Annotated in this window: 34 protein-coding genes; 2 read left to right on the top strand and 32 right to left on the bottom strand. The window is 44.3% G+C overall.

What is annotated here, in order from left to right:
• Positions 1-217 precede the first annotated feature (217 nt).
• Both IQ209_RS10195 and IQ209_RS10190 read right to left on the bottom strand, forming a co-directional pair.
• Entirely contained in the window at positions 218-985 is a 768-nt protein-coding gene (locus tag IQ209_RS10195; RefSeq protein ID WP_193851200.1) for a KilA-N domain-containing protein, read from the bottom strand.
• Between the two features lie 95 nt (positions 986-1080).
• A complete protein-coding gene (locus tag IQ209_RS10190; RefSeq protein ID WP_193851199.1) occupies positions 1081-1257 on the bottom strand; it encodes a hypothetical protein in 177 nt (58 codons plus the stop codon).
• A 132-nt stretch (positions 1258-1389) separates the two neighbouring features.
• On the opposite strand from IQ209_RS10190, the gene IQ209_RS10185 reads away from it, so the two are divergent.
• The gene (locus IQ209_RS10185; protein ID WP_193851198.1) at positions 1390-1671 is read left to right on the top strand and encodes an Arc family DNA-binding protein; all 282 of its coding nucleotides are present in this window, start codon (positions 1390-1392) and stop codon (positions 1669-1671) included.
• Positions 1672-1706: 35 nt separating this feature from the next.
• Here the strand turns inward: IQ209_RS10185 and IQ209_RS10180 are convergent, their stop codons facing one another.
• The 27 genes from IQ209_RS10180 to IQ209_RS10045 all read right to left on the bottom strand — a co-directional run bounded on the left by IQ209_RS10180 (position 1707) and on the right by IQ209_RS10045 (position 21526).
• Complete coding sequence (locus tag IQ209_RS10180; protein WP_193851197.1) at positions 1707-1889, bottom strand: hypothetical protein; 183 nt, start codon at positions 1887-1889, stop codon at positions 1707-1709.
• Between the two features lie 4 nt (positions 1890-1893).
• Complete coding sequence (locus IQ209_RS10175; RefSeq protein ID WP_193851196.1) at positions 1894-2091, bottom strand: hypothetical protein; 198 nt, start codon at positions 2089-2091, stop codon at positions 1894-1896.
• 35 nt (positions 2092-2126) lie between these two features.
• Complete coding sequence (locus tag IQ209_RS10170) at positions 2127-3113, bottom strand: DUF4431 domain-containing protein (protein WP_193851195.1); 987 nt, start codon at positions 3111-3113, stop codon at positions 2127-2129.
• Positions 3114-3130: 17 nt separating this feature from the next.
• Positions 3131-3592: a hypothetical protein gene (locus IQ209_RS10165; RefSeq protein WP_193851194.1), complete on the bottom strand. Its 462-nt coding sequence runs from the start codon at positions 3590-3592 to the stop codon at positions 3131-3133.
• A 205-nt stretch (positions 3593-3797) separates the two neighbouring features.
• Complete coding sequence (locus tag IQ209_RS10160) at positions 3798-4268, bottom strand: protein-export chaperone SecB (RefSeq protein WP_193851193.1); 471 nt, start codon at positions 4266-4268, stop codon at positions 3798-3800.
• Entirely contained in the window at positions 4252-4827 is a 576-nt protein-coding gene (locus tag IQ209_RS10155) for a type II toxin-antitoxin system HigA family antitoxin (protein WP_193851192.1), read from the bottom strand. The genes IQ209_RS10160 and IQ209_RS10155 overlap by 17 nt, the downstream gene beginning before the upstream one ends.
• The gene (locus tag IQ209_RS10150; protein ID WP_193851191.1) at positions 4824-5111 is read right to left on the bottom strand and encodes a type II toxin-antitoxin system HigB family toxin; all 288 of its coding nucleotides are present in this window, start codon (positions 5109-5111) and stop codon (positions 4824-4826) included. The genes IQ209_RS10155 and IQ209_RS10150 overlap by 4 nt, the downstream gene beginning before the upstream one ends.
• Positions 5112-5330: 219 nt before the next feature.
• Positions 5331-7844 (bottom strand): hypothetical protein, encoded by a 2514-nt coding sequence (locus IQ209_RS10145; protein ID WP_193851190.1) that lies wholly within the window; start codon positions 7842-7844, stop codon positions 5331-5333.
• 61 nt (positions 7845-7905) lie between these two features.
• Positions 7906-8190: a hypothetical protein gene (locus IQ209_RS10140; protein WP_193851189.1), complete on the bottom strand. Its 285-nt coding sequence runs from the start codon at positions 8188-8190 to the stop codon at positions 7906-7908.
• 469 nt (positions 8191-8659) lie between these two features.
• Positions 8660-8875, bottom strand: coding sequence for a hypothetical protein (locus tag IQ209_RS10130; protein ID WP_193851187.1), 216 nt, complete (start codon positions 8873-8875; stop codon positions 8660-8662).
• A gap of 15 nt (positions 8876-8890) precedes the next feature.
• A complete protein-coding gene (locus tag IQ209_RS10125) occupies positions 8891-9367 on the bottom strand; it encodes a hypothetical protein (protein ID WP_193851186.1) in 477 nt (158 codons plus the stop codon).
• A gap of 266 nt (positions 9368-9633) precedes the next feature.
• Positions 9634-10047, bottom strand: coding sequence for a hypothetical protein (locus IQ209_RS10120; RefSeq protein WP_193851185.1), 414 nt, complete (start codon positions 10045-10047; stop codon positions 9634-9636).
• A complete protein-coding gene (locus IQ209_RS10115; protein ID WP_228005815.1) occupies positions 10047-10445 on the bottom strand; it encodes a hypothetical protein in 399 nt (132 codons plus the stop codon). The genes IQ209_RS10120 and IQ209_RS10115 overlap by 1 nt, the downstream gene beginning before the upstream one ends.
• A 60-nt stretch (positions 10446-10505) precedes the next feature.
• Positions 10506-11963 (bottom strand): DUF3383 domain-containing protein, encoded by a 1458-nt coding sequence (locus tag IQ209_RS10110; RefSeq protein WP_193851183.1) that lies wholly within the window; start codon positions 11961-11963, stop codon positions 10506-10508.
• Between the two features lie 11 nt (positions 11964-11974).
• The gene (locus tag IQ209_RS10105) at positions 11975-12460 is read right to left on the bottom strand and encodes a hypothetical protein (protein ID WP_193851182.1); all 486 of its coding nucleotides are present in this window, start codon (positions 12458-12460) and stop codon (positions 11975-11977) included.
• Positions 12448-12828, bottom strand: a complete 381-nt coding sequence (locus IQ209_RS10100) for a hypothetical protein (protein WP_228005814.1) — start codon at positions 12826-12828, stop codon at positions 12448-12450. The genes IQ209_RS10105 and IQ209_RS10100 overlap by 13 nt, the downstream gene beginning before the upstream one ends.
• On the bottom strand, positions 12825-13292 hold the full coding sequence (locus IQ209_RS10095; protein ID WP_228005813.1) for a hypothetical protein: 468 nt from the start codon (positions 13290-13292) through the stop codon (positions 12825-12827). The genes IQ209_RS10100 and IQ209_RS10095 overlap by 4 nt, the downstream gene beginning before the upstream one ends.
• A gap of 3 nt (positions 13293-13295) precedes the next feature.
• The gene (locus tag IQ209_RS10090) at positions 13296-13709 is read right to left on the bottom strand and encodes a DUF4054 domain-containing protein (RefSeq protein ID WP_193851181.1); all 414 of its coding nucleotides are present in this window, start codon (positions 13707-13709) and stop codon (positions 13296-13298) included.
• Positions 13709-14068, bottom strand: a complete 360-nt coding sequence (locus IQ209_RS10085; protein WP_193851180.1) for a hypothetical protein — start codon at positions 14066-14068, stop codon at positions 13709-13711. Before IQ209_RS10085 ends, IQ209_RS10090 begins: the two co-directional genes overlap by 1 nt.
• Positions 14069-14132: 64 nt before the next feature.
• Complete coding sequence (locus IQ209_RS10080; RefSeq protein WP_193851179.1) at positions 14133-15146, bottom strand: major capsid family protein; 1014 nt, start codon at positions 15144-15146, stop codon at positions 14133-14135.
• Positions 15147-15227: 81 nt separating this feature from the next.
• Positions 15228-15644 carry a hypothetical protein gene (locus tag IQ209_RS10075; RefSeq protein ID WP_339378867.1) on the bottom strand — a complete coding sequence of 139 codons (417 nt, stop codon included), beginning with the start codon at positions 15642-15644 and terminating at the stop codon, positions 15228-15230.
• 81 nt (positions 15645-15725) lie between these two features.
• Positions 15726-16988: a DUF2213 domain-containing protein gene (locus IQ209_RS10070; RefSeq protein WP_193851177.1), complete on the bottom strand. Its 1263-nt coding sequence runs from the start codon at positions 16986-16988 to the stop codon at positions 15726-15728.
• Between the two features lie 3 nt (positions 16989-16991).
• Complete coding sequence (locus IQ209_RS10065) at positions 16992-17792, bottom strand: phage minor head protein (RefSeq protein WP_228005812.1); 801 nt, start codon at positions 17790-17792, stop codon at positions 16992-16994.
• Complete coding sequence (locus tag IQ209_RS10060) at positions 17749-19242, bottom strand: DUF1073 domain-containing protein (RefSeq protein WP_228005811.1); 1494 nt, start codon at positions 19240-19242, stop codon at positions 17749-17751. Before IQ209_RS10060 ends, IQ209_RS10065 begins: the two co-directional genes overlap by 44 nt.
• Positions 19243-19250: 8 nt before the next feature.
• Complete coding sequence (gene terL, locus IQ209_RS10055; protein WP_193851176.1) at positions 19251-20693, bottom strand: phage terminase large subunit; 1443 nt, start codon at positions 20691-20693, stop codon at positions 19251-19253.
• Positions 20694-20881: 188 nt separating this feature from the next.
• Complete coding sequence (locus IQ209_RS10050; protein WP_193851175.1) at positions 20882-21316, bottom strand: DNA-packaging protein; 435 nt, start codon at positions 21314-21316, stop codon at positions 20882-20884.
• A gap of 36 nt (positions 21317-21352) precedes the next feature.
• A complete protein-coding gene (locus IQ209_RS10045; RefSeq protein ID WP_193851174.1) occupies positions 21353-21526 on the bottom strand; it encodes a hypothetical protein in 174 nt (57 codons plus the stop codon).
• A 454-nt stretch (positions 21527-21980) separates the two neighbouring features.
• Between IQ209_RS10045 and IQ209_RS10040 the strand changes: the two genes are divergently transcribed.
• Complete coding sequence (locus IQ209_RS10040) at positions 21981-22193, top strand: KTSC domain-containing protein (RefSeq protein WP_193851173.1); 213 nt, start codon at positions 21981-21983, stop codon at positions 22191-22193.
• Between the two features lie 82 nt (positions 22194-22275).
• On the opposite strand, the gene IQ209_RS10035 is transcribed toward IQ209_RS10040, so the two are convergent.
• The 3 genes from IQ209_RS10035 to IQ209_RS10025 are packed head-to-tail and all read right to left on the bottom strand — an operon-like array spanning position 22276 to position 23160.
• Entirely contained in the window at positions 22276-22485 is a 210-nt protein-coding gene (locus IQ209_RS10035) for a hypothetical protein (RefSeq protein WP_193851172.1), read from the bottom strand.
• Positions 22482-22943 carry a lysis protein gene (locus IQ209_RS10030; protein WP_193851171.1) on the bottom strand — a complete coding sequence of 154 codons (462 nt, stop codon included), beginning with the start codon at positions 22941-22943 and terminating at the stop codon, positions 22482-22484. Before IQ209_RS10030 ends, IQ209_RS10035 begins: the two co-directional genes overlap by 4 nt.
• Complete coding sequence (locus tag IQ209_RS10025; protein ID WP_193851170.1) at positions 22930-23160, bottom strand: hypothetical protein; 231 nt, start codon at positions 23158-23160, stop codon at positions 22930-22932. The genes IQ209_RS10030 and IQ209_RS10025 overlap by 14 nt, the downstream gene beginning before the upstream one ends.
• Positions 23161-23266 lie beyond the last annotated feature (106 nt).

Genomic DNA, 23266 nt, shown 5'->3' with positions numbered 1-23266 from the left:
AGTTGGGGGCTTCGCCGTTTTGGAGCGATAATATTTATTGCGTAATTGTAACGTTATGTAAAGGTAGTCAGTTGAGAATTGCGAGACGCCTCGAATATTCAACCATTTACACACGCATTAGGAGTAAATGCATATTGTTATCACTAGCAATCACTGTTAAATTGGCTGATTCTGTTGTGTAGATCAGTATTTGATCGCCGTCCTTGGCGATCAATCCTTATGCTACTTCTACTTTCCAGCCTGTAATAGAGAATCGACCCATTTTGATGTGATACCACTGCGAACCGCGTTGTTCTGCTTCTTCCATCATCTGGTGTAGTGCTTTTTCGAATGACTCTTCATGCACCACTGACATCTGGGTAACTTGTCCACCTGGTGCAACATGAGGTACTTTTTTATGTGGAATTGACCAAGCCATGACTAACTGCCTACTTTTGGCATCACTCAGTCCATAAGTGGCTTTCAAGTAGCTGTAACCCTGATAACCAACGGGAATAGTGCCTTGTTTTATTTGCTCGACGTCTTGTTCTACAGCAGAAATGCGTTTTTCATTACGAGCGGCATTACTGGCAATGGCGGCGATCATTTCCATTTCTGATAATTGAGGTTGTGCAGTTAGCCGACCAGAACGGTAATCAATGAAAGTCTGGTTAACTTGCAGTTGGAACGATGGGCTTATCCATCCGGCATATGAAACAGCGAGAAGTTCGTGGGCGAAAGTGCCGGGAGTAGTACCGCCCAAAATAGTTATGATTGATTTTTGACCACTATGCATATTCACATACTGATTGTCTTTCAATAACTTAACTTCAAGTTCTAGCACTAACTCACTTGCTTGCTTTGTTCTGAGCCATTGCCCCGGTGACTTACTTGCACCAGCACCACTTGCCTTATGAAGCGCATTCAGGTTGAAACGCCCTTCTGAATCGGTAGTGATTTCTACGCCTGCAATGACAGGAAGATTTTTATTTGCTACATTATTCATATTGTCACTCTCTGTTATGGGTTGACACGTTGGTTTCTTCGAACGTTACTGACAAATTAGAAGCCTCGTTGGTTGCCGCCTTCGAGGTTTCGCTTTTATTGTGCTGCATTTCTTGATCTCTCATTTACATACCAAGCTATAGCCTGATTAATCACTGAATTTTGAGAAATTCCATCTTTGTTAGCCAATTTGCATATCTGGTCTTTCAGGTATTCAGTGGTTCTTAATTGCATCTTTCCAGTTTTCTTTCTTGTGTCTAAGTTTGTGTTCATTATGATTCCTTTTTTATGATTAAGGCTATTTGACTCTAAAGGCTACTTGCCTCTAAAGTTAATTTAGCACCATTGCATATAAAGTCAAGTAGCCACTATACTAATTTCAGTAAGTTTTAGAGGTAACTATTTATGACTAAGTACCCAAGCCAAACGCAGGACAAGTTCACCGTTAGGTTTCCTGACGGACTGAGGGATGCTATCGCCAAAAGAGCAGAAGAAAACGGCAGATCAATGAACTCCGAAATTGTTCAGATTTTGCAGGATGTAATCGATAATAAAATAGTACTTCTTCCACCATCAAGGAAGAGCGAACCAATGACCTTGGTTCCTAAAATTGAACGAGAAATATTAGAAGAGATCGCAAGACTTGCCGCAGAAAATGCAGTAAAACTTGAAAGGAATAAAAAATAAGCCCCTAGGGGGCTATTTGTTGTGAATATGGATCTTTATTCTTGTTTCTTTTTATCTGTGTTCTTCAATAAGAAGGCATGGATTAAAGCAACTATAAAAAGAAGCGTTCCGTATACCCACCAGCCGAAAAAGTTTCGACCTTTGGCATTCGCCAATGCAGCTGGTATAAGGCCAATTAAAGCAGCGGCGAGCCAGAACTCGATTGTATCAACACCCATTATGCTAATCGTCCTTTTTTGAACTATCACTTAACATGCTTACTGCGCGAGCAATACAATAAGGAACTACCGCACAGGCAACCGCGATAGCTGCTCCCGCTGCTTCTTGTGGCGCGCTTTCAGCCATAGTTAACGCAGGTATTAACCCCATCGTAAGCCCAAGAACAGAACCAAAAATAACTAAAAGCCATAATATTTTCATTTTAATACTCCACGACTCATAATTAACATCATAAATTAATTTTCTTTGTATGAAATTATCGCTGCACAATCAGCATCTTTGAGACTGTGCATTGTTGCCATTCCCATAGAACACAATTCCTGTAGTTGTCGAACAGCGAGTTTTGCATATTCATAGCCATTGGTACTCAGTTGATCGCTAGTTATTTTTAACTTACTTTTTGATGAGTCCGTCGAGGTAAACGAATCCATTGCAGCAGCTCCACTAGCTTGCATTTTGATGGCGCGCTTCACGTAAAAACCGTTAAGTGATGGGTTGTCCCTAAAAAAGTCATCTAGGCTTTTTTTGCTACTGCTTACTGCTTGTTTTACCGGGTTGCTGTCTTGCTTTGGCTTGACTTTAATTGGTATTATTTTTCCTACTGAGCATACCACTGGTGTCTTATGGTGTGCTGTATGTGAATGATATAAATTACACACCACCTCTGCTTTCTGTCCCTTAAATTCCTCAAAGAGGTTCCATTGAGTATCATCAGACATAGCAAGTTGTATAACTGCCACCCCAAACTCAGGTGAGTTGTCACCACCAACTTCATCGCCATCACGAGGAAACACCGAAATGAGGTCATCTAATCTTAATGACGGGAAGCCAGCCGACTCTTTGTTTAAAACACCTCTGATTTTTACTGGAGTGGCATAGAAATAAGTATCGCTAGTTTTATATTCTTGCGTCTGCTTATTGGCCGCAATTTGCCTATACAGCTCCGTAGATCTCTTATACCAACCAAGTAGACATTCTTCTGTGTCACAATTTTTTTCACGCAGCTTCCAGTTTTGCCTCACTAACGCCTTAAAATCGGCACTATTGCCAGTAACCAACTTTGCTTGTAGATAATCTACATACAGAGCATCATCAGCCTGAGATAGAACGGGAGTAGAGCAAATTAGCTTTTCAGTTTTACTTTCCGCTTTCGTACAATCGAAGCTAGCGGATTGAGTAATACCGGATATAAAAAACAGAATAGCAGAAAATTTCTTTAGCATTTTATGTACCCTGTTATTTAATCTTCAACTGATTCACAGTGATCTATTATGATATTCATACCATTCTCACCTTGATTAATCACATAAGCCATTTGACTTGCCTTAACTATCAGACTGTAAGTTCGGTTCTTATTTAATTTTTTATCTATAGGCATGTATGAAGTTAGTGCAGAACTCGACCTATATAAGCGTAAAGGAGGCATTAAGGTCATTTTTGTTTGCTCACCACTAGTGGTAAAGATTTGCATTATAATATTTTTATTATCATTATCTCCTGTGATAAGCATTGCAGCACTTCCTAGAACTTCCATGTCTAAAACTTGTTCCTCTCCTTTTAGGAAAGGAAATACCAGACATTTATAAGCTCCATTGATAGCATAATATTTCATTTGAGTATCAACACCAACGCCATTATTTTTATCAGCAATGGCGCTCATTGAAGTAAGCAGGATGGCTATACAAGCGATTACCTTTAACATTTATACCCCATGTAATGATTGATTTAATTGAAGTATAGCTTCATCACTCAAAGAAGACAGACGTCCATGTCTCAATTTTCATTAACTCATAGTTGGCATTATTTGCGACAGACTTAGTCTCGCAGCCTCTCCCGCATCGGCTACAGTACCTGTTACTGTTCTGGAAAGTAAAAACCCGCGCGGGGCGGGTTGCAGAGACTGTGTATTACTCTGGCTTAAACATCGGTATATATAATGGCTGAGTTCCCATTCTGGAGCAAGTAGACTGAACATACTCCCTCCAGTAAGGCCAAATGTGATAGGTAACATTGTTTTTTGAAAAAGCCTTTACCTCTTCTTTGGTAAGTTTTTCTTTAGATGCATAGAGAATCTCAAACTCAGCAGTTATCATATATACCGTATCTTTCTCATCGATATCTTCTTTGTCTTCCTTAATTTCTACGACACGAATACCAACTTCCACATCAAACACATAGGCGTGGTTTTTATTGCCATCTGTAGATAACTCCTGTACTGATATATCACCTCGGTAGTCCTGCTTTTTTACTTTCATTTTTGAGAGCTTTTCATCCATAAAAGAAGCATTTATATCAGGGTTGATAGAGAAATAACCGTTACGAAATAATACATTAACTATCTTTAACTTCTTTTGCGCTCTCTCAAGATGCGAAGGCATACATAGTCTCCCTTGTATCCATCTCTTCCATATCGGTAAATTGCCTACTAGTAATACCTTCTTTCTTAAATTTCATTGGAGTGGCGGAAGAAGCTGCCTTTGCTATCACGTTGTTGTGTAGGCGTATTCTCCCCTCTCCCAACGTAAGCGCTTCTAGTGTCTCATTTTCGTCCTTCCACTCTATATCGTCAGGCTTCTGGATTAAAACATCCAGAGGTATACCAAGCCCATAGTGCAGTTTCTGAATCATTGCCATACTTAGCTTTCTTTTACCACTAAGTATTTCTGATACTTTTGAAGCTGAACCAAGATATTGCTCCATATCTTTGCGTGTTAACCCTGCTTGATCCATTCTAAATAACATGGCATCTAGAGGGGATGGCTTTTCCGTTGGATAATGCACTGACTCATAATGTTCTATAAGCAGAGCCAGTAGCTCTAACTCATCTGAATCAGGCGTGTTTTCATCAGGGTTTAAGTCCATTAACTCTGTTAGTCGAGCCATTGCAAGGTCATAATCTTCATCACTTTTTATGATTCGCGGCTTAAACTCAGTCATTTTAGCCTCCACTTATCATATTCGGCATGAGTCCCAATACGTTCAATTTTCACTATCCCGTTAATGTATCTAACCTGAACAGCGAGGCGATAATCATTTCCCTTTATGTTGAACACCACTCTGTTATCAGGCAAAAAGCTCGCAGTAGAAAATCTATTTTTTATATCTTGCGGGCTGCTCCAACTTGCTGATTCTACCTCAGTTATCCAAGCATTAAGCGCTCCCTTTGCCTGATTATGCTTTTTCCAAAAAGAAACTATTTCCTTTTTCCCCATGATTTTCATTGGCTGAGAAGTTTCCTTTGCAAGATTCTACACTCTAATTCCCAAAATGGGAACGGTGTTAATTTAACCAGTTAGTTGTCACATTATTGCATGTCTAATCGTGATAACTTACCTTGAATGCTTGCAATACCCTACATTACTTTAGTTAAAGTATGATCGGAAATTATCAAAATTGTGAGAATGATAAAACTTTAACACAGCCTAACCAACCATCAGCCATCAACTCATTGATGGCACTATCTGAGAAAGACTCAACCTAGCCGCTTCACTTGCATCGGTTACAGTCCCCGTAACCGTACTAGCTGTCGTGGTTACGTTAATATCACCGATAGTAATATCGGTTTTATTATTCACGTTAGCCACAGGCATATTCTGTATTCTCTGTGTCTGGGAGAGAAAATCATGGGGTGCATTCATGTCCATATTGGGGATAAGCGGCTTTGATACAGTATCAGAGAGTGCACTAAGGTTTTTTGCCAGATTAACCATTGGATCGCCTTGTCCTTTGATTGCTGCCATGACAAGTGACTTAGGATAAGGAAGTGGTTTTCCTATTTCTTCCTGACTCATAGAATTCATCAGTGCATACATGACATCATGGTTGTTTAAATCTAAGCGGTCGCTCCGACCCACCCCTAACCTTTGAGCAACTCTTTGAATGTAATCCTCTGTATGATTATTGTCTTTTCCGCCAGGAGGTGCCCAAGTAGATACTATATCTTCAACCGATTGCAGTTTTTTCCCCGTAGTTTGACCGTTGGAGTAGCGCCGCAATTGCCAAGCGGTACGCTCCACTCCCTCATAAGGGGTGTTAAATTTAGCGAAACGCTGCTCAGGGTGATCTTCTACCGTTGCGCCTTTTTGCTTGGCATATTCCATATTAAGAGGGTTATTGTTACGCTCTCCTCTGGTATTGCCTTTTTGAGTTTCAGGTAATGGCTTTGGCTTCGGTTTATTCTTTGCACCATCAGCGACAACTTTTGCAGCCTTACTGAATGAATCAACAGTGCTTCCCACCACACCAGACCAGTTAACCCTTCCTTGCTCGTCTGTGTTGCTCTTTACTATATTTGTGCCTATCTGTATTGAGTCGGTGATCAGTTTCACTTCTGGCAAGGATTTTGCTGTATCGAGTAGTACTTGACCTTGTTCTGACACTGTTTCAGCATTTGTTAGCTTTTTGACTGTTTTTACAGCTTTGGCTGCTTTATCGCCTACTTTAGCCATATCCTTAGCCGATGAGTCCCAGTCAAAGTTGTCAATTTTGGATTTAAATTCATTGAACGCCCAGATAGCGCCTCCAATCAATGCACCAGGCCAACCAAAGAACCTCAATAAACCTAACCCTGCCAATCCTAATGTAGTTAGGATGCTTGCTAACCAAGGGCCACCTAAGAATAAAGCCAGTCCACCTAGTGTTAGTTTGAATGAATCCAGTTCACCATTAGTATCAGTAAACCACTGACCAATAGTCGTCCCTTTGAACCATTTTTCTAACTTTTCTAGCTGCTCCATGATCCACACAAACGGCTTAAACATTTCGCCCCAGTCAAAGAATGACTGTTTGCCTTCTTTCCAACCTTTGTAATCGTCATACAATAGCCACAGAGCCGCAACAAAGGCGAGAATTAAGCCAGTGCCTGTGATTAACGGTGCGAATAACCCCAGCATAGCTAAAGCCGCCCGACCGACTACAGGGATTAATGTAATACCGATAACCGTTGCTATTCCCTGAAATAGCGTTATTGCCGTATCCCGATGTTTATTCAGATAATCCAAAAACCCGCTCACCATCGTAGACAGTTTGAGTAATCGCGGAATGAGATAGTTGGCTACAATGGTTTTCAGCCCCTCCCATTGCTGGCTGAGGACTGAGTTTTGTTCCCTGAGCTGGCGGTTTAATTCCAGCTCCTCTTTAGTGGAGATGACGAGGTTTTTCTGTGCATCCAGCTTTTTCTGAATGGCTTCACGGCCTTCTAACAGGGTATTAATCGTGCCGTCATCCATGCCTAAATGCTTACCGATATTATAAGCTTGCGGGCGCTGCATCTGGGACATACTGTCCGCCATATCCAACAGGATATCGTCTAAATTTCGGATCTTCCCTTGCGAATCCACAACTCCGACACCAAGCGCTTCAAAGAAAGGCAGGATAGACGCATCACCCACAGTCACCAAATCCCACAGTGATTTATTGAGACTGGACATTGTGGCCGCCATACCATCGGCGCTACCACCTGACATTTCAGCGACGTTCTGCCACTTTTTGATGGTGTCCGCGTTCATTCCTAAATTTTTACTCAGGAAGTGGAGTTGGTCGTTTGAGCTAGATATTTCGCTAACCAGTTTCGCTAATCCACTGGAAACGAAAATCGTCGTGAATAATCCCGCCAGCGCTTTGACGGCACCGTTAACGGATTTGCTCATATCCTGAGTTTTATCAGAAGCCTCGCCGAGCTTGTCTGAAAAACTCAACACCACATTAGATGTATTTTTAGTGGTTTTACCGACAGTTTCAGTCGATTTAACCAGAGATTGATTGGACTGATTTAAATTTCTGGTGTTATTCGCGGCTTTATTAGTGCCATCGGACATTGAGACCACAGAAGCAGATGCGCCGTCAGCTTTCTTATCCAGATCATCAAGGGCTTTTATTGCTTTATTTGCATCGTTTGCAAAACCTGACATATCCAGCTTGAGTGCAACGAGCAGGGTATCAACGAGAGTAGCCATTCGCTCTCCTTTGGGCGTAAAAAAGGCCGCTCAAGCGACCTGACTATATGATGAGTTAGGGTTAGTTGCTTTTAATCCACCTAATGGGGCGTTCACCAGCCTTACCCGCCCACTGATTGTATTCGTTTACCAGAATAGTCAGCTCAGTGTTCGCCTCATCCAGCTCTTTGAATTTTTGGTGAAAAAACGCCATATCGATTTCATATACTGCGTCGAACGGATTCGAGCCAGCGTGATATTTATTTTTTATATCTCGAAAGGCTCCATCCCTCTTGTGACAAGTATCATTTATCTTCCCTTTTAGATGATGGCAACGGCCCAATGCTTCAAAATCAATTTCAGACATAAATGTATAATCCTTGTTCATTATTAAGTTACTCATAAACTATACCTTTCATTAGAAACATTGGGTAATAAAAAACCGCTCAAGGCGGCGTGAATTAGCCTGCTTTTAGCCACATCAGGCGAGGTGGTTCTAACTTCCCGCAATTAAAGGAAGCTGATAGGTTGCTTATTCCTCAAACAAAACAAGGAATAAAAGCATGACAAGATATATGGTCAGAGTTGAACTACACGGCGCTGAGAGTAACGAATACGAAGCGCTGCATGAAGGAATGAACCTTATCGGTTTGCATAAAACTATATTAAGCGATACTCACAAGCAGCTAAAATTGCCCCAAGGAACCTACCAAGGAGAATCTAATCTCAGTGCGAAAAAGTTATGCTCTAAGGTTAGTAAGATTGCGAGTCCATTATCAAACGGTTCCCCAGACATTATAGTCTGTGCTTTAACAGGGGATTGGGAAGCGTGGTTATCATTCTCTGATTGATGAACCTACTCTGCCTTGTGTGCAATTTGAATCACAAAGTCTTGAAAATCCCTTAACTATACTTTCAGCCAGATTTTCCAGTCTGGCTGTTTGTGACTCGCTATATTCATTATCAACTAAACCTGCTTCACGAATAACAATGGTTTTATACACCTCAATCGCTGCTGTTCTCACATCAGGTTCTAAATTTTCAAATTTCATTATTTTCTCCAGTTATTAATTCATCCGATTACACCGGCCAAGCACCGCATTCACAGGGCTAAACGCATCGCTGCTACTGATGGCGGCGATAATGCCTGTGTTCTTAGTACCGATAAGGTAGGAAAAGTTATTGTTATCTCTAATGGCCTGATAGGAAACTTCGGTATTGCTTTGTGAATTAGCCCTCAGCGTAGCGCTGAAATAGCCCCATGAGCCGGACGGCCTCACATCCATTGGCATGTTCGGGTAGAGATCAACACCAATGTCTTTATTTTTGCCATTCGTGGTTACATTCAACATAGCTTTCGGAAAATACCCGACAGGGAAGCCTTTACGACTTTTGACTTCCTTGAAGATATAAGCAGGATAAATTTCACAGAAATAATTCCCGTCATCAATATAGAGCTGACCATCATCGCTGGTGGAAATTCCGCTATCCGCCAGCAACACACATGGGAACAACAATAAAGCGGCGCCAATTTGCTTTAACATCGGTCACCTCATGTAATAGTGGGTTTGATTTGATTATAGCCACTTAGAGGGTTGAGTAAATTAATCAGACTTACTCAGCTCCTCTATCAACCGCTTGTTGTATTCACTGACCTGATGAATTTCTAGCATATTCAGCGCTGATTCGAGGCCGTATATCGTAGAAAGTTCGTGGTAGGAGGCATATCCAGATGTAACGACCTGATACACAATGCTGGAGACGTTATTTGTCTCAGCCATCACGCCAGATTTCAGCGGCAGACCCGCCCTCAATTTTTCGAGTCTGAGCCAGCGCCTTGAGTTAAAAAATCAATGTGGATAGCCAGCGCCTCCTTTCGCAATAGGAACATGGTCTTAACATCCCTGATATCAGAATTGAACTCGATAGCGCGGGCATTACCACCAGACGGAACAATTTGCACGCAGTCGAGCAATTCGTTCAACAGCGGAATACCATCTTCCGCCCGAATGTTGGACAACGCCTTAATGGCCACCTGTGCTATTGCCATCATTCCCATTGATGGGCGTAAATCGCCAATATCGATACCACCATTGGCAATCGTGAATAATGCTCTCATCGCCCAATCATCGGCCTTAACAATCGGCATTTCAGTGATAACAAACATTTTACCGGCATCACGGCCTGATTCGATAGTGATTGTTTTAGATTTCAGATTAGACATTATGCGATTTCCTCAGCGCCGTTAGTGATCATGTTGAATTTGTAGCTGGTTCCGTCCAGTAGTTTTTTACCGCTAGCACCACCTGTCATACTGATTAACCCACCCGTACCAGAGTAGCGTTTTTTGATCGAAGGGATTTCCACCACGATGTCGATAAATCGTGCTTCCTTCTTGCTGTTAAAGTCTTTTCTGATATTCTCTAACACCTGAGTAGAGGGACTATTCGCCTCCAGATATAATGTCCATTGTGTTTCATGGGGGACGTAGCCAACAGACTGTTTCCCATCCACCCCAATACGGGTTTCCCCGAGAGTGACCTCACCGAACTCCCACGCATTATCCGCCTGAAAGCCTTGAATCTGGACGTAATCGTCGTACACCCCTTTACATCTCAGCATTAACACAGCATTTGCTGAGGTAATTGTGTTTGGGTTATGTCCCATTGTCATAATTGTTCCTTACTGGACGTTAATAGATGGAAGCTCGACCTTCTGGACACTGCCACCATCGGCATACCAGAATTTCAATGGCATGGATTTACGTAGTCCGCGAGTCTGTGCGGGAGTATCATCAATGACCACACACCACCCCTCAGTCTGAATCTGAGCCGCTGCATCAAAACCTGCCTCGACGTTAATCTGTTTTTTCTGTTGTTCAGACAAAACGACACTGCGCTGAATACCGCCAAACCGTAACATTTGGTCGATAGGGTCTTTGAGAGCTGCCCGATGAATCGCTTTCCCGGTTTCGTTATAGGGAATGCTCTTGAAACTGGTGAGCATCGTCATTAATGCCAATTGCAGCTGGCTATTCAGGAATACCTGATTGACGTAGCTGTCCATCCATTTGAATTTGCCGGAAACTGAACCCTGATTAACGAATATGAACCGGTCGTTTGCCGTGCCGTAAGCACCGTAAAAATTGAATCTCAATCGCAGTAGCTCATCTGCCAGCGCCTTATCAGTCACGGTGGGTTTCAGCCCCTCCTGACGGCGGAATGCAAATGTTGCTCGACCGTTCAGCTCATTGAAATTCAATGATGCCGCATAGGTACAGGCAAATGCGCCGTGCGTGTGGTCGCCGTACATCAGACACGTTCCGCCAATATCGGATTCAATAATCGCGCCAGAAATCGCCTCCAGTGCTACTTGCTCACCACTGGAATACAGCACATGCACATAACGATCATTTTGCAATGTCACCCATTTGGATATAGCCAATTTCTCGTCGGAGCTAAAATCATCACCAATCGCCATGATGGAAACAAAATTAGTCACTGATTTGGTAATGCGCGGCATCAGCTCGTCGATAGTGTCAGCGTTGATACCGTCGTTTTTCTGCGCGCCCGCTTCTTCTGTCAGCCCCATGTATTCAGCTAAATCACCAGAGCCGAAACTGATAGTCCCACCAGCACCTTTTTTTGCGCCTTCAATGGCGAATGTACGGCTGGTAACGTCATATTTGCATATGCCGGCGTTGGCTAGTGACACTGATACAGCCTCGGCCAATGCGGAATAGGATTTAATTTCGGCTGGCGTGATAATGACTACCTGACGTTTCCCGTCAATATCCAGCTCCAACCCCTGTGGGATATGGTTAAAATCCCTGATTGGCACTTTGCTACCTACCAACTTAGCTGCCTGATTGGTTGTCACCATTGACGCAATATACAGCGTTTCTGGGCGAGTTGTTGAGCCAACGAATCCAGCAAAATAAACCTGAGCGGCTTCGTATTCCTTGGATTTCGTTCCGAAGATTTCTGAGACCTGTTCGGCGCTGCCGAATGCTTTCACACCTAACATGGCGCTCGGTGTGCTTTTGGTAATAAAAAGAGCGTTCAATGCCAGGGGATTTCCGCCCGTGCCAACGACACCGGGCAAGACGCTGACAATGTCACTCGCCGGAATTGTATTCATAGGTATTCACCTTAAATGGAATTGAGATCAATAGAGAATGAGTCGGTGCTATCGACTGAGTAGGTAATTTCAGGGTTATATTGCAGTTTGATTTCGAGCATCACGCGGTTTTCGTACTGGTTAGCTTCGTTCACCAGAACCATTTTGCGGGGTTGCTCACTGTAGAGCGGCTGACATTTTTTGAATCGAGCCGTGGTATAACTCGACTGCCACAGGTTCGCTACCACCCGCGCCCGTGAATCAGCGTCATCACCGTAAAAATCTAATTGCATCGTCAGTTCTACAGAGCGTTGTGCCGTAATCTCTGATGATTCGTGATGGTAATAATTGACGATGTAATCAATATCTCGCTCAAACAGAACATGCATTACAACGCCGTTTTCAGGAGCAGGAACATCATTTTGATACCCCTGAGTAACGTCACACTGAAATAGTTCAATGAGATATTTTCTAACCTCAATGAATAAATCATCGTGAGTTACTGTTATTGTCGCCATAGCAACACCTTAACCCACGCAGGGTAGGACTCGATGACCTGTGTCACATTCCACTCGGATACTTCATCTTCACCATAAGCCGCAAATTTCATTCGGTCTGACCCTTTTTGCTTGGTTCGTCTAATTGCTGAGATTTGACCTCTGGCGTAGGCGTAGATGAGCTGTCCCTGCTGGTTGATGACGCCCAGATGTTCTAAATCCTGTGTACTGAGGCTTTGTAGCTGTACAGTGATTTCATGCTCGGAATATTTGGGGATCTGCCTGCCGGAATCAGTGACCGTATAGCCATCATTCACTAGCAGAACAGCATTGATATTGGAGTTAACCGTGGTGATTAGGTTGTTGGCGATGTTTCTGACATTAATCATTTCTCACCCTTAATCACTTCATAATCAACAGCCCGCTGCATACTGCCAGTATCCACCAGCGTTTTTTCGGGTTCAGCTATTCCTTTCTTTCTTTTTCTGGCAATGGTTTCTGGGGCATTCGGCGGTGGTAATGAATGTTCGATACTGTCTTTGATATCTAACGCCATTTCTTTCCCTACCACATCAAACGCAGCCTCTATATTGCCATCCTGCATTCTGCCATGAAGTTGACTGGCAAGAAGTTGTGACCATTCGTTGGATTTATTCGCAATGGTGCTACGCATAAAAGGGCGAGGCGGAATATTTTTCGTACCGAATTCATTCGCGGCGGCATAGGGAGCGATTGGTTCGCCCGTATCCTCATTGGTTGCGCCTGCCAGTATTCCCGCATTCACCTGAATTGTTTGTGTATTGGCGATCCGCTCCAGTGCAGCTCTGAGTTTATCTCCACCTTTGATAGCCATGATTTACCCCCACGGATGATAATGTTTCACCGCCGAATAACGCCCACCCACAACATATTTGCGGGTTGCCTGCCGGTACATCTGCCCGCAAGGGGTGAGCGTAAACCACGAAGCATTGGCAGCGTCAGGAACTGCAAACGAGACACTGACTGAACCCTCGGTTGCGCTGGATGCTGGCCCCGCCCGATCGTTGTTTCCCCATAACGTTACTGTCGCAATATGGCAGGTCAGCAGGTACAACAACGTCTTTCGTTCCTGTATGCCATTGGGCTCATAGGGAACAATCGAATTGTCGGAGTTATCTAGTAGCAAACAGGCTACATCAAACGTCTGTTGTAATTGCCCGTCCGTCAGAACGCCGGCAAATCGAGGATACAATTTCAGGAACTCGCCACTGTCGAATGTAACGACAGCCATCAGAAGCTCTCCTTCGCAGGCTCTGTGGTCGTTTTGCTAGTATCTACTGGCTCACGACCGTGGCGCAGTTCTTTTTTCTCACTGGCTTTGTCTTTGGCGCCGGCCTCTTTCTCGTCCCAAACGCAGAGGTTATTTTTGAAAATCTCCATCTCACCATAGGTTTTTAAGATGTAATCCCATTTATCCGCGTCTACGATCGTCTCTCCATACAGGCCAACTGGCAATTTGCCTTTTTCCTGCCCGAAGAGATAAAAGGCGTTTCCTCTCAGCACTACGCTAGTACCATCCGGCATCGGGAACTCAATACCATGCGGGTGATTCAGGCGGACGTTAACGTTAATGGTTTTTCCTTTTGACATACTATGTTTCTCCGAAATAAAAAATGGCCTCCTGAGAGACCATTAATTTGAGTTGTTGTGAGGTTTAAATACCCGTCATTTGGGCGATTGCGGCAGGAATTCGAATGACTGCACCGTAAGTTGTTGCAGTGAATTTCTGCGAGAAAGAAGACAAATCAGGCACGATACGACCTGCTCGCATTTTTTCACCGAAGCCCAGCAATCCAGTTTCCATACCTGCCACTTTGGGTGCGATCAATTGCATGGTTTCGCCACTCGGCCCGCTCAATTGAGGCAGACTGACCAGTTTGAGATTGCTGAAATAAGTTTCCAGCATTTTCATCACGGAGACGTTGAAATCAGTCGCATCACCCAGCAATACGCGGGCAGATGGTGAAATAGTCAAAATCAGTTCATCACGCTCTGATACCAGACCTTGTGTTTGGCTGACCAGACGGGCAAACAGGTTCAGGATGTCCCGGTAACGCTGTTGTGTGGTTTTATTTACCCATTTAGTTGAGCTTTTTTCGCCCGCAGGCGCGGCAGCGATAGCGGGATTTAAATTCGGGTCATTCAGTAAGCCATAAATTTCACGACCCTGCACACCTAACAGATAGAACTTGTTGCTATCGATATCAATAATCGTCGCAGCAGCGCGTTGTTTATCCGCCGCCAGATTGATTTTGGCGTCAGAGGCCATATCCGCCTCTAAATCGCCGTACTGGGTTACGGTCTGAAAGCGATACTGCTCGCGTGTATGCCATTCATAGTTTGTGCCCGATTGACCGGCATGACCGAAATCCGAGTAAGCCGCTGTATTACCTGTAACTTCATTGGCGCGCCATTTCATATACGGCGTAGACCAGTCTCCACGTTTCTCTTCGCTGAACACCTCGCGGGCGTTACGTATCGCGGTTAGAATTTCGATAATGGTCGGATCAACGTAAGCCAGTAATTCAGCCGGAACCGTCGAGTTCGGCGAAGTGATTAATGCCGCATCCTGAGCTAATCGCGGAATACTGCCGGGTGTGATCCAGTGACGGGCACCATTAAAAATAATGCCGTATTGTTTGACCTGTTCAAAAGAAGGGTTACTCATTCTGTTCTCCGTACACGCATGACAAAGCCCACCCGATATTGCAGTGTGTTGTCATGCGTAAATAATAATGTCAGTCAGGGATTAGGCAGTGTGCCAATTCGAGATGATGGCAAGGTTGCTGTCGGGGTCGTAATATTTGACTGTCCAGTCAGTTTTGACATGACCGTCAACGGTCGCTTTGGCATCGGCGGTTTGAATGCTGCCATCTGCTGTGGAAGCAAACACGGCCTGACCAATAGATACGCTCTGATTGACTGGCGCACACCAAAAGTCACCCCGTACCGCAACAGTGACATCCGTTTGATCGGGAATTTCCATCGTGCCCGGCGATATCAGGTTATAGTTGTAGTACGCCAGTATGCGTTCCACAAAACCCACCGGTGCATCTTTACCCGTTGTTGAGGCTTTTACCTGCCTGAACGGATCCATACCTGCAAAGACAAAATGCCCGACGGTGATATCACCTTCTGTGCGCGGATTTCCCTGTGTGTAAATCACCGGGTTCTGTGTGGCTCTGTCACCGGGCACGGCGGGTGCGTAGTACAGGCCAACCTGTTTTTGTAATGCCATAATTACCTCTTAAATTTTGATATTTTTCAAGCCTGCAAACTGACCTTCCAGACTGCCGGGCGCCGCATCCATCGCCATATGTTGAGCAAATGGTGAGGGCTTTTGCGCTGCTAAGATATCCACCATGCCTTTATAGGCGGTTTTGTCGTACTTTTGGGGGTCATAACCCTTATGTTTCAATGCGTGAGCATAAATCGCTTCGGCACTGTCAAAGGCCATGATATCCAGCTCACCCACCAGCGAACGGACTTTTTGCCCGGCCTCGTTGAGCGCGCGGAAATGTGTTCTGGTCTGTTCAAAGGCTTGTTGACGAATGGCGTTAGCATCCATCGTAATAGTTGGTTTGTGATCCATGGCGGGAGTCTCCTTTTTGGGTTCGCCTGTATTTTCCCCGGACAGATTATCACCTACGGTTTTAGGCGTTTCTTTCACATCTCCGTTATCCCCAACAGGAGAGGAAGCTGGGTCATTCCCCGTTAACTCATGGGCAAATTGCATCCCACTGATAAAAGTTTGCACAGCGGCATCATCATCCGTTGCCAACCCTAAACTCGTCATTCTTTCTTTTACGGCATCGTTATCTATCACAAACTCAGTCGGATTCTGGTTTTCAGTTGACTGAGTCGCGTTCGGGTTATCCTGTGTGATAACGTCGTTATTTTCTGCACTGTTCGGTGCTGTATTTTCCTGTGACATCACGTGTTCCTGCAATTGAGACGGTAGTCCGTCATGTACATACACATCGGGACCAGCCCGACCTTCTTTAACCAGTGCAACATGATTTCCGCGAAGATTGCGCATCACGAAGTCATAAGTAGCACCGTTAAATTCTCCTGATGTAAAATCAGGTTCAAAAAAATAGCCGCAACTGAGTTCTTTTAGTGAACCATCCTGAATGGCATCAATCGCCATCTGGTCAGTTACGGTTAATGCGTTATCTAGATAGGGCGACTCCCATACAGGCGTTGTGCCGATAGAACCCACCCGTAGCTCTTTTAATGGTTGCTCGGCGCTATCCTGTTTATGGATATAGAGTAGAGGGACGCCATTAAAAGTTGATTTGGATTTTTCTAATTCATCGGCAGGACGGTAACCGTAATAAAGTCGATCTGGCTCTAACTCCAGATTTTCCCAGCCGGGAATCTCTCGACCGATATAGGGTACAACTTGCTCTTTAGTGAGGTGCGTTTGTGAGACGTGGAGGTAGCCGTTTTCATCAACGCGTCGTCGGCTCCCCTCATCAAAAATGACCGAATTTGTTTCTTTAGGCATAAGTTAAGAACTTCCTATTGGGGGAATAACAGGGCGGAAATCGCATTTACAGTTGATTAATTCTCCGGGATGGATATGCCGTTGCACATGTGAGTCATAACAGCCCTCGCTAAGATTAAAGCGCTGACCGTTCATCTTAATGTGCGACTCACGGTAGGTTTTGCTGCCACCCGCGCGGTGTATCCAAATTCCCTCAGTAATCCCCGATGATTTGCAGCGCTCCCGCGCAATGGCGTTGGTTGCCTTGGCGTTCTGGTCACGGGCAATGGTTTTGGCTCGGTTCTCCGTCACGCCATAGCGCTTTTTCAGTTCTTCTTTCAGGAATCCGATATCTCGCCCATTAACCACACTCTGCTGTACCAGTGTTTGAACCTGAGTTAGATATTGCTCAGGAATGGATTTAATCAGACTTATCTGTTGCTCATACAAGCTGTCTAAAACATTCTGTACAGCGGGTGTGACGCGCATATTAACGGTGATACTCTCCGCTCTCAGTTTGTTTTTAACTGAATTAGAGGCATAGGTATTAGCGCGATTAACAAACCAAATAGCGATGGATTCCGCCATTCGACCAAACTTCGTTGTCCATCGTGCTTTGATCGAAAAAAGTTTTTCTGTTAATACCTTGGCAGGTGAGGCATCACCAACAATATTTGGCTGCTGGCGTTTGTATTCCGCAGATATCCAGTAATCAACCGAATCCACCATCTCCTGAATTAATTTCTGCATCCGGCGATAATATTCCTGCTCCAGTCCCGCGTTAGGGCGTGTAGATCGGCCCGTTTTGGTTTTCTGCTTCCTCATAATGCACCTCTGGCACTTCGCTGGCATTAATACCGAAATAATCACTGTCCGGATCGGCAGAGAGACGCTGCCTGACCTCTTGTTCTGAAATCACGCCGGTATCAATCAGTGCCACATCCCGGTCAGTCTTTGTTTTCTGGGTTTCTGCGGCGGCCTTGGCATCGTCCTTATTCAAATCGACAAAATCGAAGGTGACAGACTGGTTTAACCGACCTAGAGTGACTATTTGGGTAATATCCAACACTTTTTGCAGCCCTGCGCGAAAAACTTTCTCCTGCTGGCTCTTAACGTGATCGTTATAGTTGCGAATATCACTGTCTCCAGTGGCATTGAATCCGCTGGGTGAAATGCCTAGTGATTTGACCGCTGGAGTGCGGTTAATAACAACTATCAATTCCAGCATCTGACGAACGATATCGGTCACTCCAGATAGCGGTGTTTCGAGCTTAACGATATCTTCCATCTCCTTATCAATAGCCAAAATGCCATCGTTTGAGCGAACGGAGGCCAAATAAGCCAGCCGTCCATCTAGTGCTCTGGTTGCATTTGGATTGGTTAAAATGTCTTCCATGTCAGTTTTAAGCGCTGTTAGAGAAAATTTCTCCAGTAACCGTGCGGCAGAAGTGCGACTGTCCTGAAAATGGATTACATAGTCATACAGTAACTGCGCCTGTGGCATTCCCATAAAGTTGTATGAGGGTTTCAGCAAGATAGGAACCTCATTACCACAAATACGAATCAAGCGTGATGCGTGAACCTCTTTACCTAAAATCCACCATGTGTCCGGGTTAAAATATCGGGGACTTAGCGGGTCGGTGCTTTCATATCTGCCCGGAAAGATATTGATAGGTTCCACCAGCACGAAGCGTTTGAAATTTTTCAGTTCTGCCGATTTTTCTGAGATATCCAGCGGCACCAGTAATTGATTATCTGTAGCGCCCGTATCAATGAATATTAAGCAGCCGCCGAAATAACCGTTATATTCAGCCGCCTTGTGGAAAATATCTTTGACTCTAAAATCAATCAGAGCGTCTTCGATCACCTTTTTGTCTTCGGCGCTGTCGTCCTGACCCTCATTTTCTACCGCTTTGATGTCTATCCATTCCCGTGTCATATCATCGACCACAGTTTCAATACAGGCTCGGATCAAACCGTTCTGCGTGAGAGATGACAAAGCAGCGTAACCCATAAATGATGGTCCTAATGCATAACCCTGACCATGCTCCCATGCGTGTTGAATTAGGGTATACGCTCCGGCAGAACTTAATGAGGCGTCCATAGCCAAAGTTACCTCTTTTGGCGTACCTAATGTTTTTGCCGGACCGTAAATATCTTTGACTTCTTCATAGGTTGGGATGTACTGCCCGTCCTCTAATCTTTCCAGAAGTGATTTAGACAAAGCTAATCCTCGCCGTGGCTTTGTGGCCTGGCGTTTTTGTTTTCTTGCCATAATGTTATTTACCGACGAATAGTGCGTGAATGGCGCATGGCCTGATTAACAATGTCTGGGTTCATACTGATACCCCGTCTTTTTTGATATAAATCACGTAGTGCTTGCGTCATGGCATCCACGGTGTCGTCATGCCCTGCAAATGGGAATGTTGTAATCTCTTCCACGGTTTCAACAACCCACGGCGCAATGTCCTTATGTGGTAACCACACGTTCCCTGCTTCCCATTCAGCTGTACAGGCATGAGCACGTGCAATTTTGCTACCGTCTGGTTCGACAGGTACTAGTCCTGATACAGTTGATTTCAGTGAATCAATCACGGCTGGGCCGTTGGCTTTATCTTCCACCAGCTTGCGTCTTCCTTCTGGGAATTTTTCCGCTAGCAACTTCACTGCTTCTTTCGTTTTGGTAAAACTCATGCGCTTACGAATTTGATAAAGCAGGTAAGCATTCGCATCTTTCTTACCCCAAACTTGACCAACCACAAAATCCGTACCATCACTATCTTTGAATGTCATATCCCAGCTATGGATAACCCTATCAAACTTAGTCGGTAAGTCTTTTGGTAAGTAATAACGCACGAACTCTTCATGGAAGATTTGACCGTCACCAGGCTTAGGTGATTGCTGATACATGGCTGACCAGAAGTAATCCCCCAAAATGCCCTTAGTTTCCAATAACTTCTCAATGGGGTGTAACTCAGGCACCAGTGCCTCACCCTGCTCGTTGATTGCAGGAAACGCTAGTACTTTCGCTTTTGGAGTTTTCTCAATTACCTTACCGGATAGGTCGTCCGTCGCCCAGCGAGTCGCCATGATAATCTCGCCGCTGTTTTTTGACAGCCGGGTTTTGAAGGTGGACACATACCAGTTCCAAATGGCATTTTTGGTTGTTGGGCTTAAAGCTTCTTGAGAGTTTTTAATCGGGTCATCAATAATACCCAAGTCTACTTTCTTACCTGTTAATGGCCCTCCAACACCCGCCGCAATATAAGATCCTTTATTACCCACAATCTCGAAAGTTTCGCTATTACGCTTAGCCATTATCTCAACGGTCACAACCCGTTTTGGGTTTAATGACGATGCAGGAAACAGATTGCGATATTCCTCACTCATCATGATGCGCTGTACATCACGGTTCATGTCAGAGGCCAGATCTTTACCGTATGACAATCCGGCCACACGTTTATCGGGATATTTACCGAAAAAGTAGGCAGGTAGATAGCGCGAAACAATATCTGACTTCCCGTGCTGAGGTGGCGCACCTAATATTAGAATCGGGCGCTTACCAGCCATCATATCGAGTAAAAATTCGTCTAATGCCGCACAAACCTGTCGTGAGAAATCACTGGTAATATACTCAGGATTTATGTACTGGATGAACTCATGCAAACTGCGTCGCGCAATCTCCCTCTCGATAGCCTCATCCAACATTGCATTATCAATATCCATGTCAGCACCAAAAGTGAGAGAAATAAGTGTTTCACACCAAAATCACATCGAAATGATTTTCGTGTTTTTGATAACAAATTAATAACAAATAAAAGCCGCAAAATCAGGCAGAAGATGGCTATTTTTAATCGTTTGGATAGCAAATTTGACTGAGCTTGAAATCGGGTGTTCGCCTAAGAACCATTATGTTAAATAGGGCTACTTTCACGATTTTTTCTCAGTTCCATCAGTTGCTCGAAAGTCAGGTGACTGAGGTCGATATTGTTAGGCGTCATGGAGCCGTCAGGGGAACGGTGATCGATTTCCTGCTTATCAGAGTAACCGTGATTAGCCAGCATCAATTTAGTAATAGTCGCGTTGAAATCACCCGACAGGCCTTTATTAATCAACCTGCTTTCCTGTAGCGCCAAAATCCCTTCTAACGTGTCCGAAAATTCAGAATTGAGCTTTGCGTACTCGTAGACAGTGGATCGGGCGATACCTAAAAAACAGGCTAATCCTGCCACGCTGGGAATGACAGCTTCATGTTCAGTGTAACCGCCATACAGATATGTCTTTGACTTAGCGATTAGCTCATCATTCAGCTTGCTAGGGCAACCAACCTGATTTGTTTGTTGTCTCATTTCCTTTCCTTATTCAGAATAAATAACTGGTTGGATTTATATAATCCCATATTCGGGCGAGTCTTTGTGACGCTGATAAATCTTGTTCACTTGCTTCATATCGGTATAGCCAAGTAATTTGGCTAACTGCTCACCTGTAAACCAAATTTTCCCGTCGCCATTATCAAACGGAACGATTTCATGTTCTTTGAAAGTTAATGCTGTACTCACGATGCTTATCCTTACTTAGGTAATGAACCTTTGCCGAAATAGGAAATCAGCCCATCGAAGAGCATCAGCAAGCTGACTCCTCAAAGGCTCATTCCTAAATAGGGGTTCGATGTTTAGATTGGCGCTTTCGGTGCGCAGTGAAATGCAGATATAAAAAATGCCACCATCCCGTGTGCGTTGGGTACGCGATGGGAACGGGTGGCAGCATGGGTTATTTCTGTAGCCACTCAGGGAATGGACGCAGAAATAAAAAAACCACCACGGGATGTGATGGCTTAGCGTGTTAATTTCTTTAAATTGATAAATACTTATTCTTTGCTTGCTGTGATATTGATCAAATCAATGAAATCTTGGCACATCTCAAGGCGATGCCCGTGATCGTCCACAAAGTTATATTTCTTAAAGTATTCCAATATCTCCTCGGGACTTTTCCCGTATAAAGGAGATTTAGAAATTGAATCGTGTATCTGTTTCATCTTCAAACCTTCATTCTGTTGGTTATGACCAAGTCACGAGAACATTGGAAATAGCTTTTCATAGTGGAGGAATATATCAATACGATGGTGTTCCAGCCAATGTACATCAAGGATTGATAAGCGCTTCCTCCAAAGGAAAGTACTTCCACCAATACATCAAAAATGTTTACCCATACCGTAAGGTTAGATGATCATTAACTTGGCGAGGCTAATACCTCGATTTTTGTTATCACTCCCGCCACCTCAGTATCATTTGCTCTGAGGTGGTGATAATCAGAACCGACTAACACGTGTATGTAAAATCTTAGAATATGACTTCATCACAGAAAGCTGCATGTCCAACAACTGTCTATCAATTTCATCCAGAATTCTATAACTGGAGTCCCCTATAAAGGATGAGAGACTTTCGATTTTCCCATAAAGCTCTGCTAATTCGTCAATAACACGTTGTTGATGTGGCTGTAGCGTTTGTTGATTACTCATTTTGTCACCTTATAACATTCAGTTTTAATGTAATCCTGCAAGTACTTCGTCTGTCGTTCGTTCTCCGCCATCATTTCTCTGAGGCGGTAATAATCTTGTCGAGCTGGTTCGGTAAGTTGTGGGGTTCCTGCATCGACCACGCCGCGGGAGGCTGGGGTTTCAGACACAGGACAGGTGGCCTTGATGCGCAGCTTGCGACGACCAGCGGCAACATCAGCGCGCAAAGTATCGATTTCAGTCTTGGCATGGGCGAGTTCCTGCGTGTGTTGGGTGTCCAGTTCTGCGAGATGCTGGATTCGCGCTTGCTGGGTGGTGTTAATGGCGACCTGTTCGTTATACTGTAGGTTTAACCTACGGTATTCTTCGGCTTTGTCCTGATACGAACCGTAATAGAACCAGAGTGCGCCAGCGAGCAGCCCCATAACACCGAAAGTGAGGTATTGGCTATTGAGCTTCATCTTTCTTCACCCAATACCCATTTCCCCACGATCGAGGGTTCCACCATTTAGTAGTAGATATCCATGTTTCAACCGTATCGTAATACCCTGCAAACTCGCCACAATGTCCACAAAATTTACCCAGCTGGCGGCGATTTTCAAAACCAGCACCAAACGGAGCATCAGTACGTATCTTGTGGCAGTTATTACACCGGACTAATTTTTGGTAATTACTCATAGCATCTCAAACGCCCGTTCGAAAATATCATCGGAATAAGGCTGTTTGCCGTTCTCCATCTGGATGATTCCCTCGGCCAGCGCAAACAAAACGTTTTTATCCTGAG

This window comes from Xenorhabdus sp. BG5, assembly GCF_015163665.1.
Classification (GTDB): domain Bacteria; phylum Pseudomonadota; class Gammaproteobacteria; order Enterobacterales; family Enterobacteriaceae; genus Xenorhabdus.
This window is presented reverse-complemented; position numbering and strand designations above follow the sequence as displayed.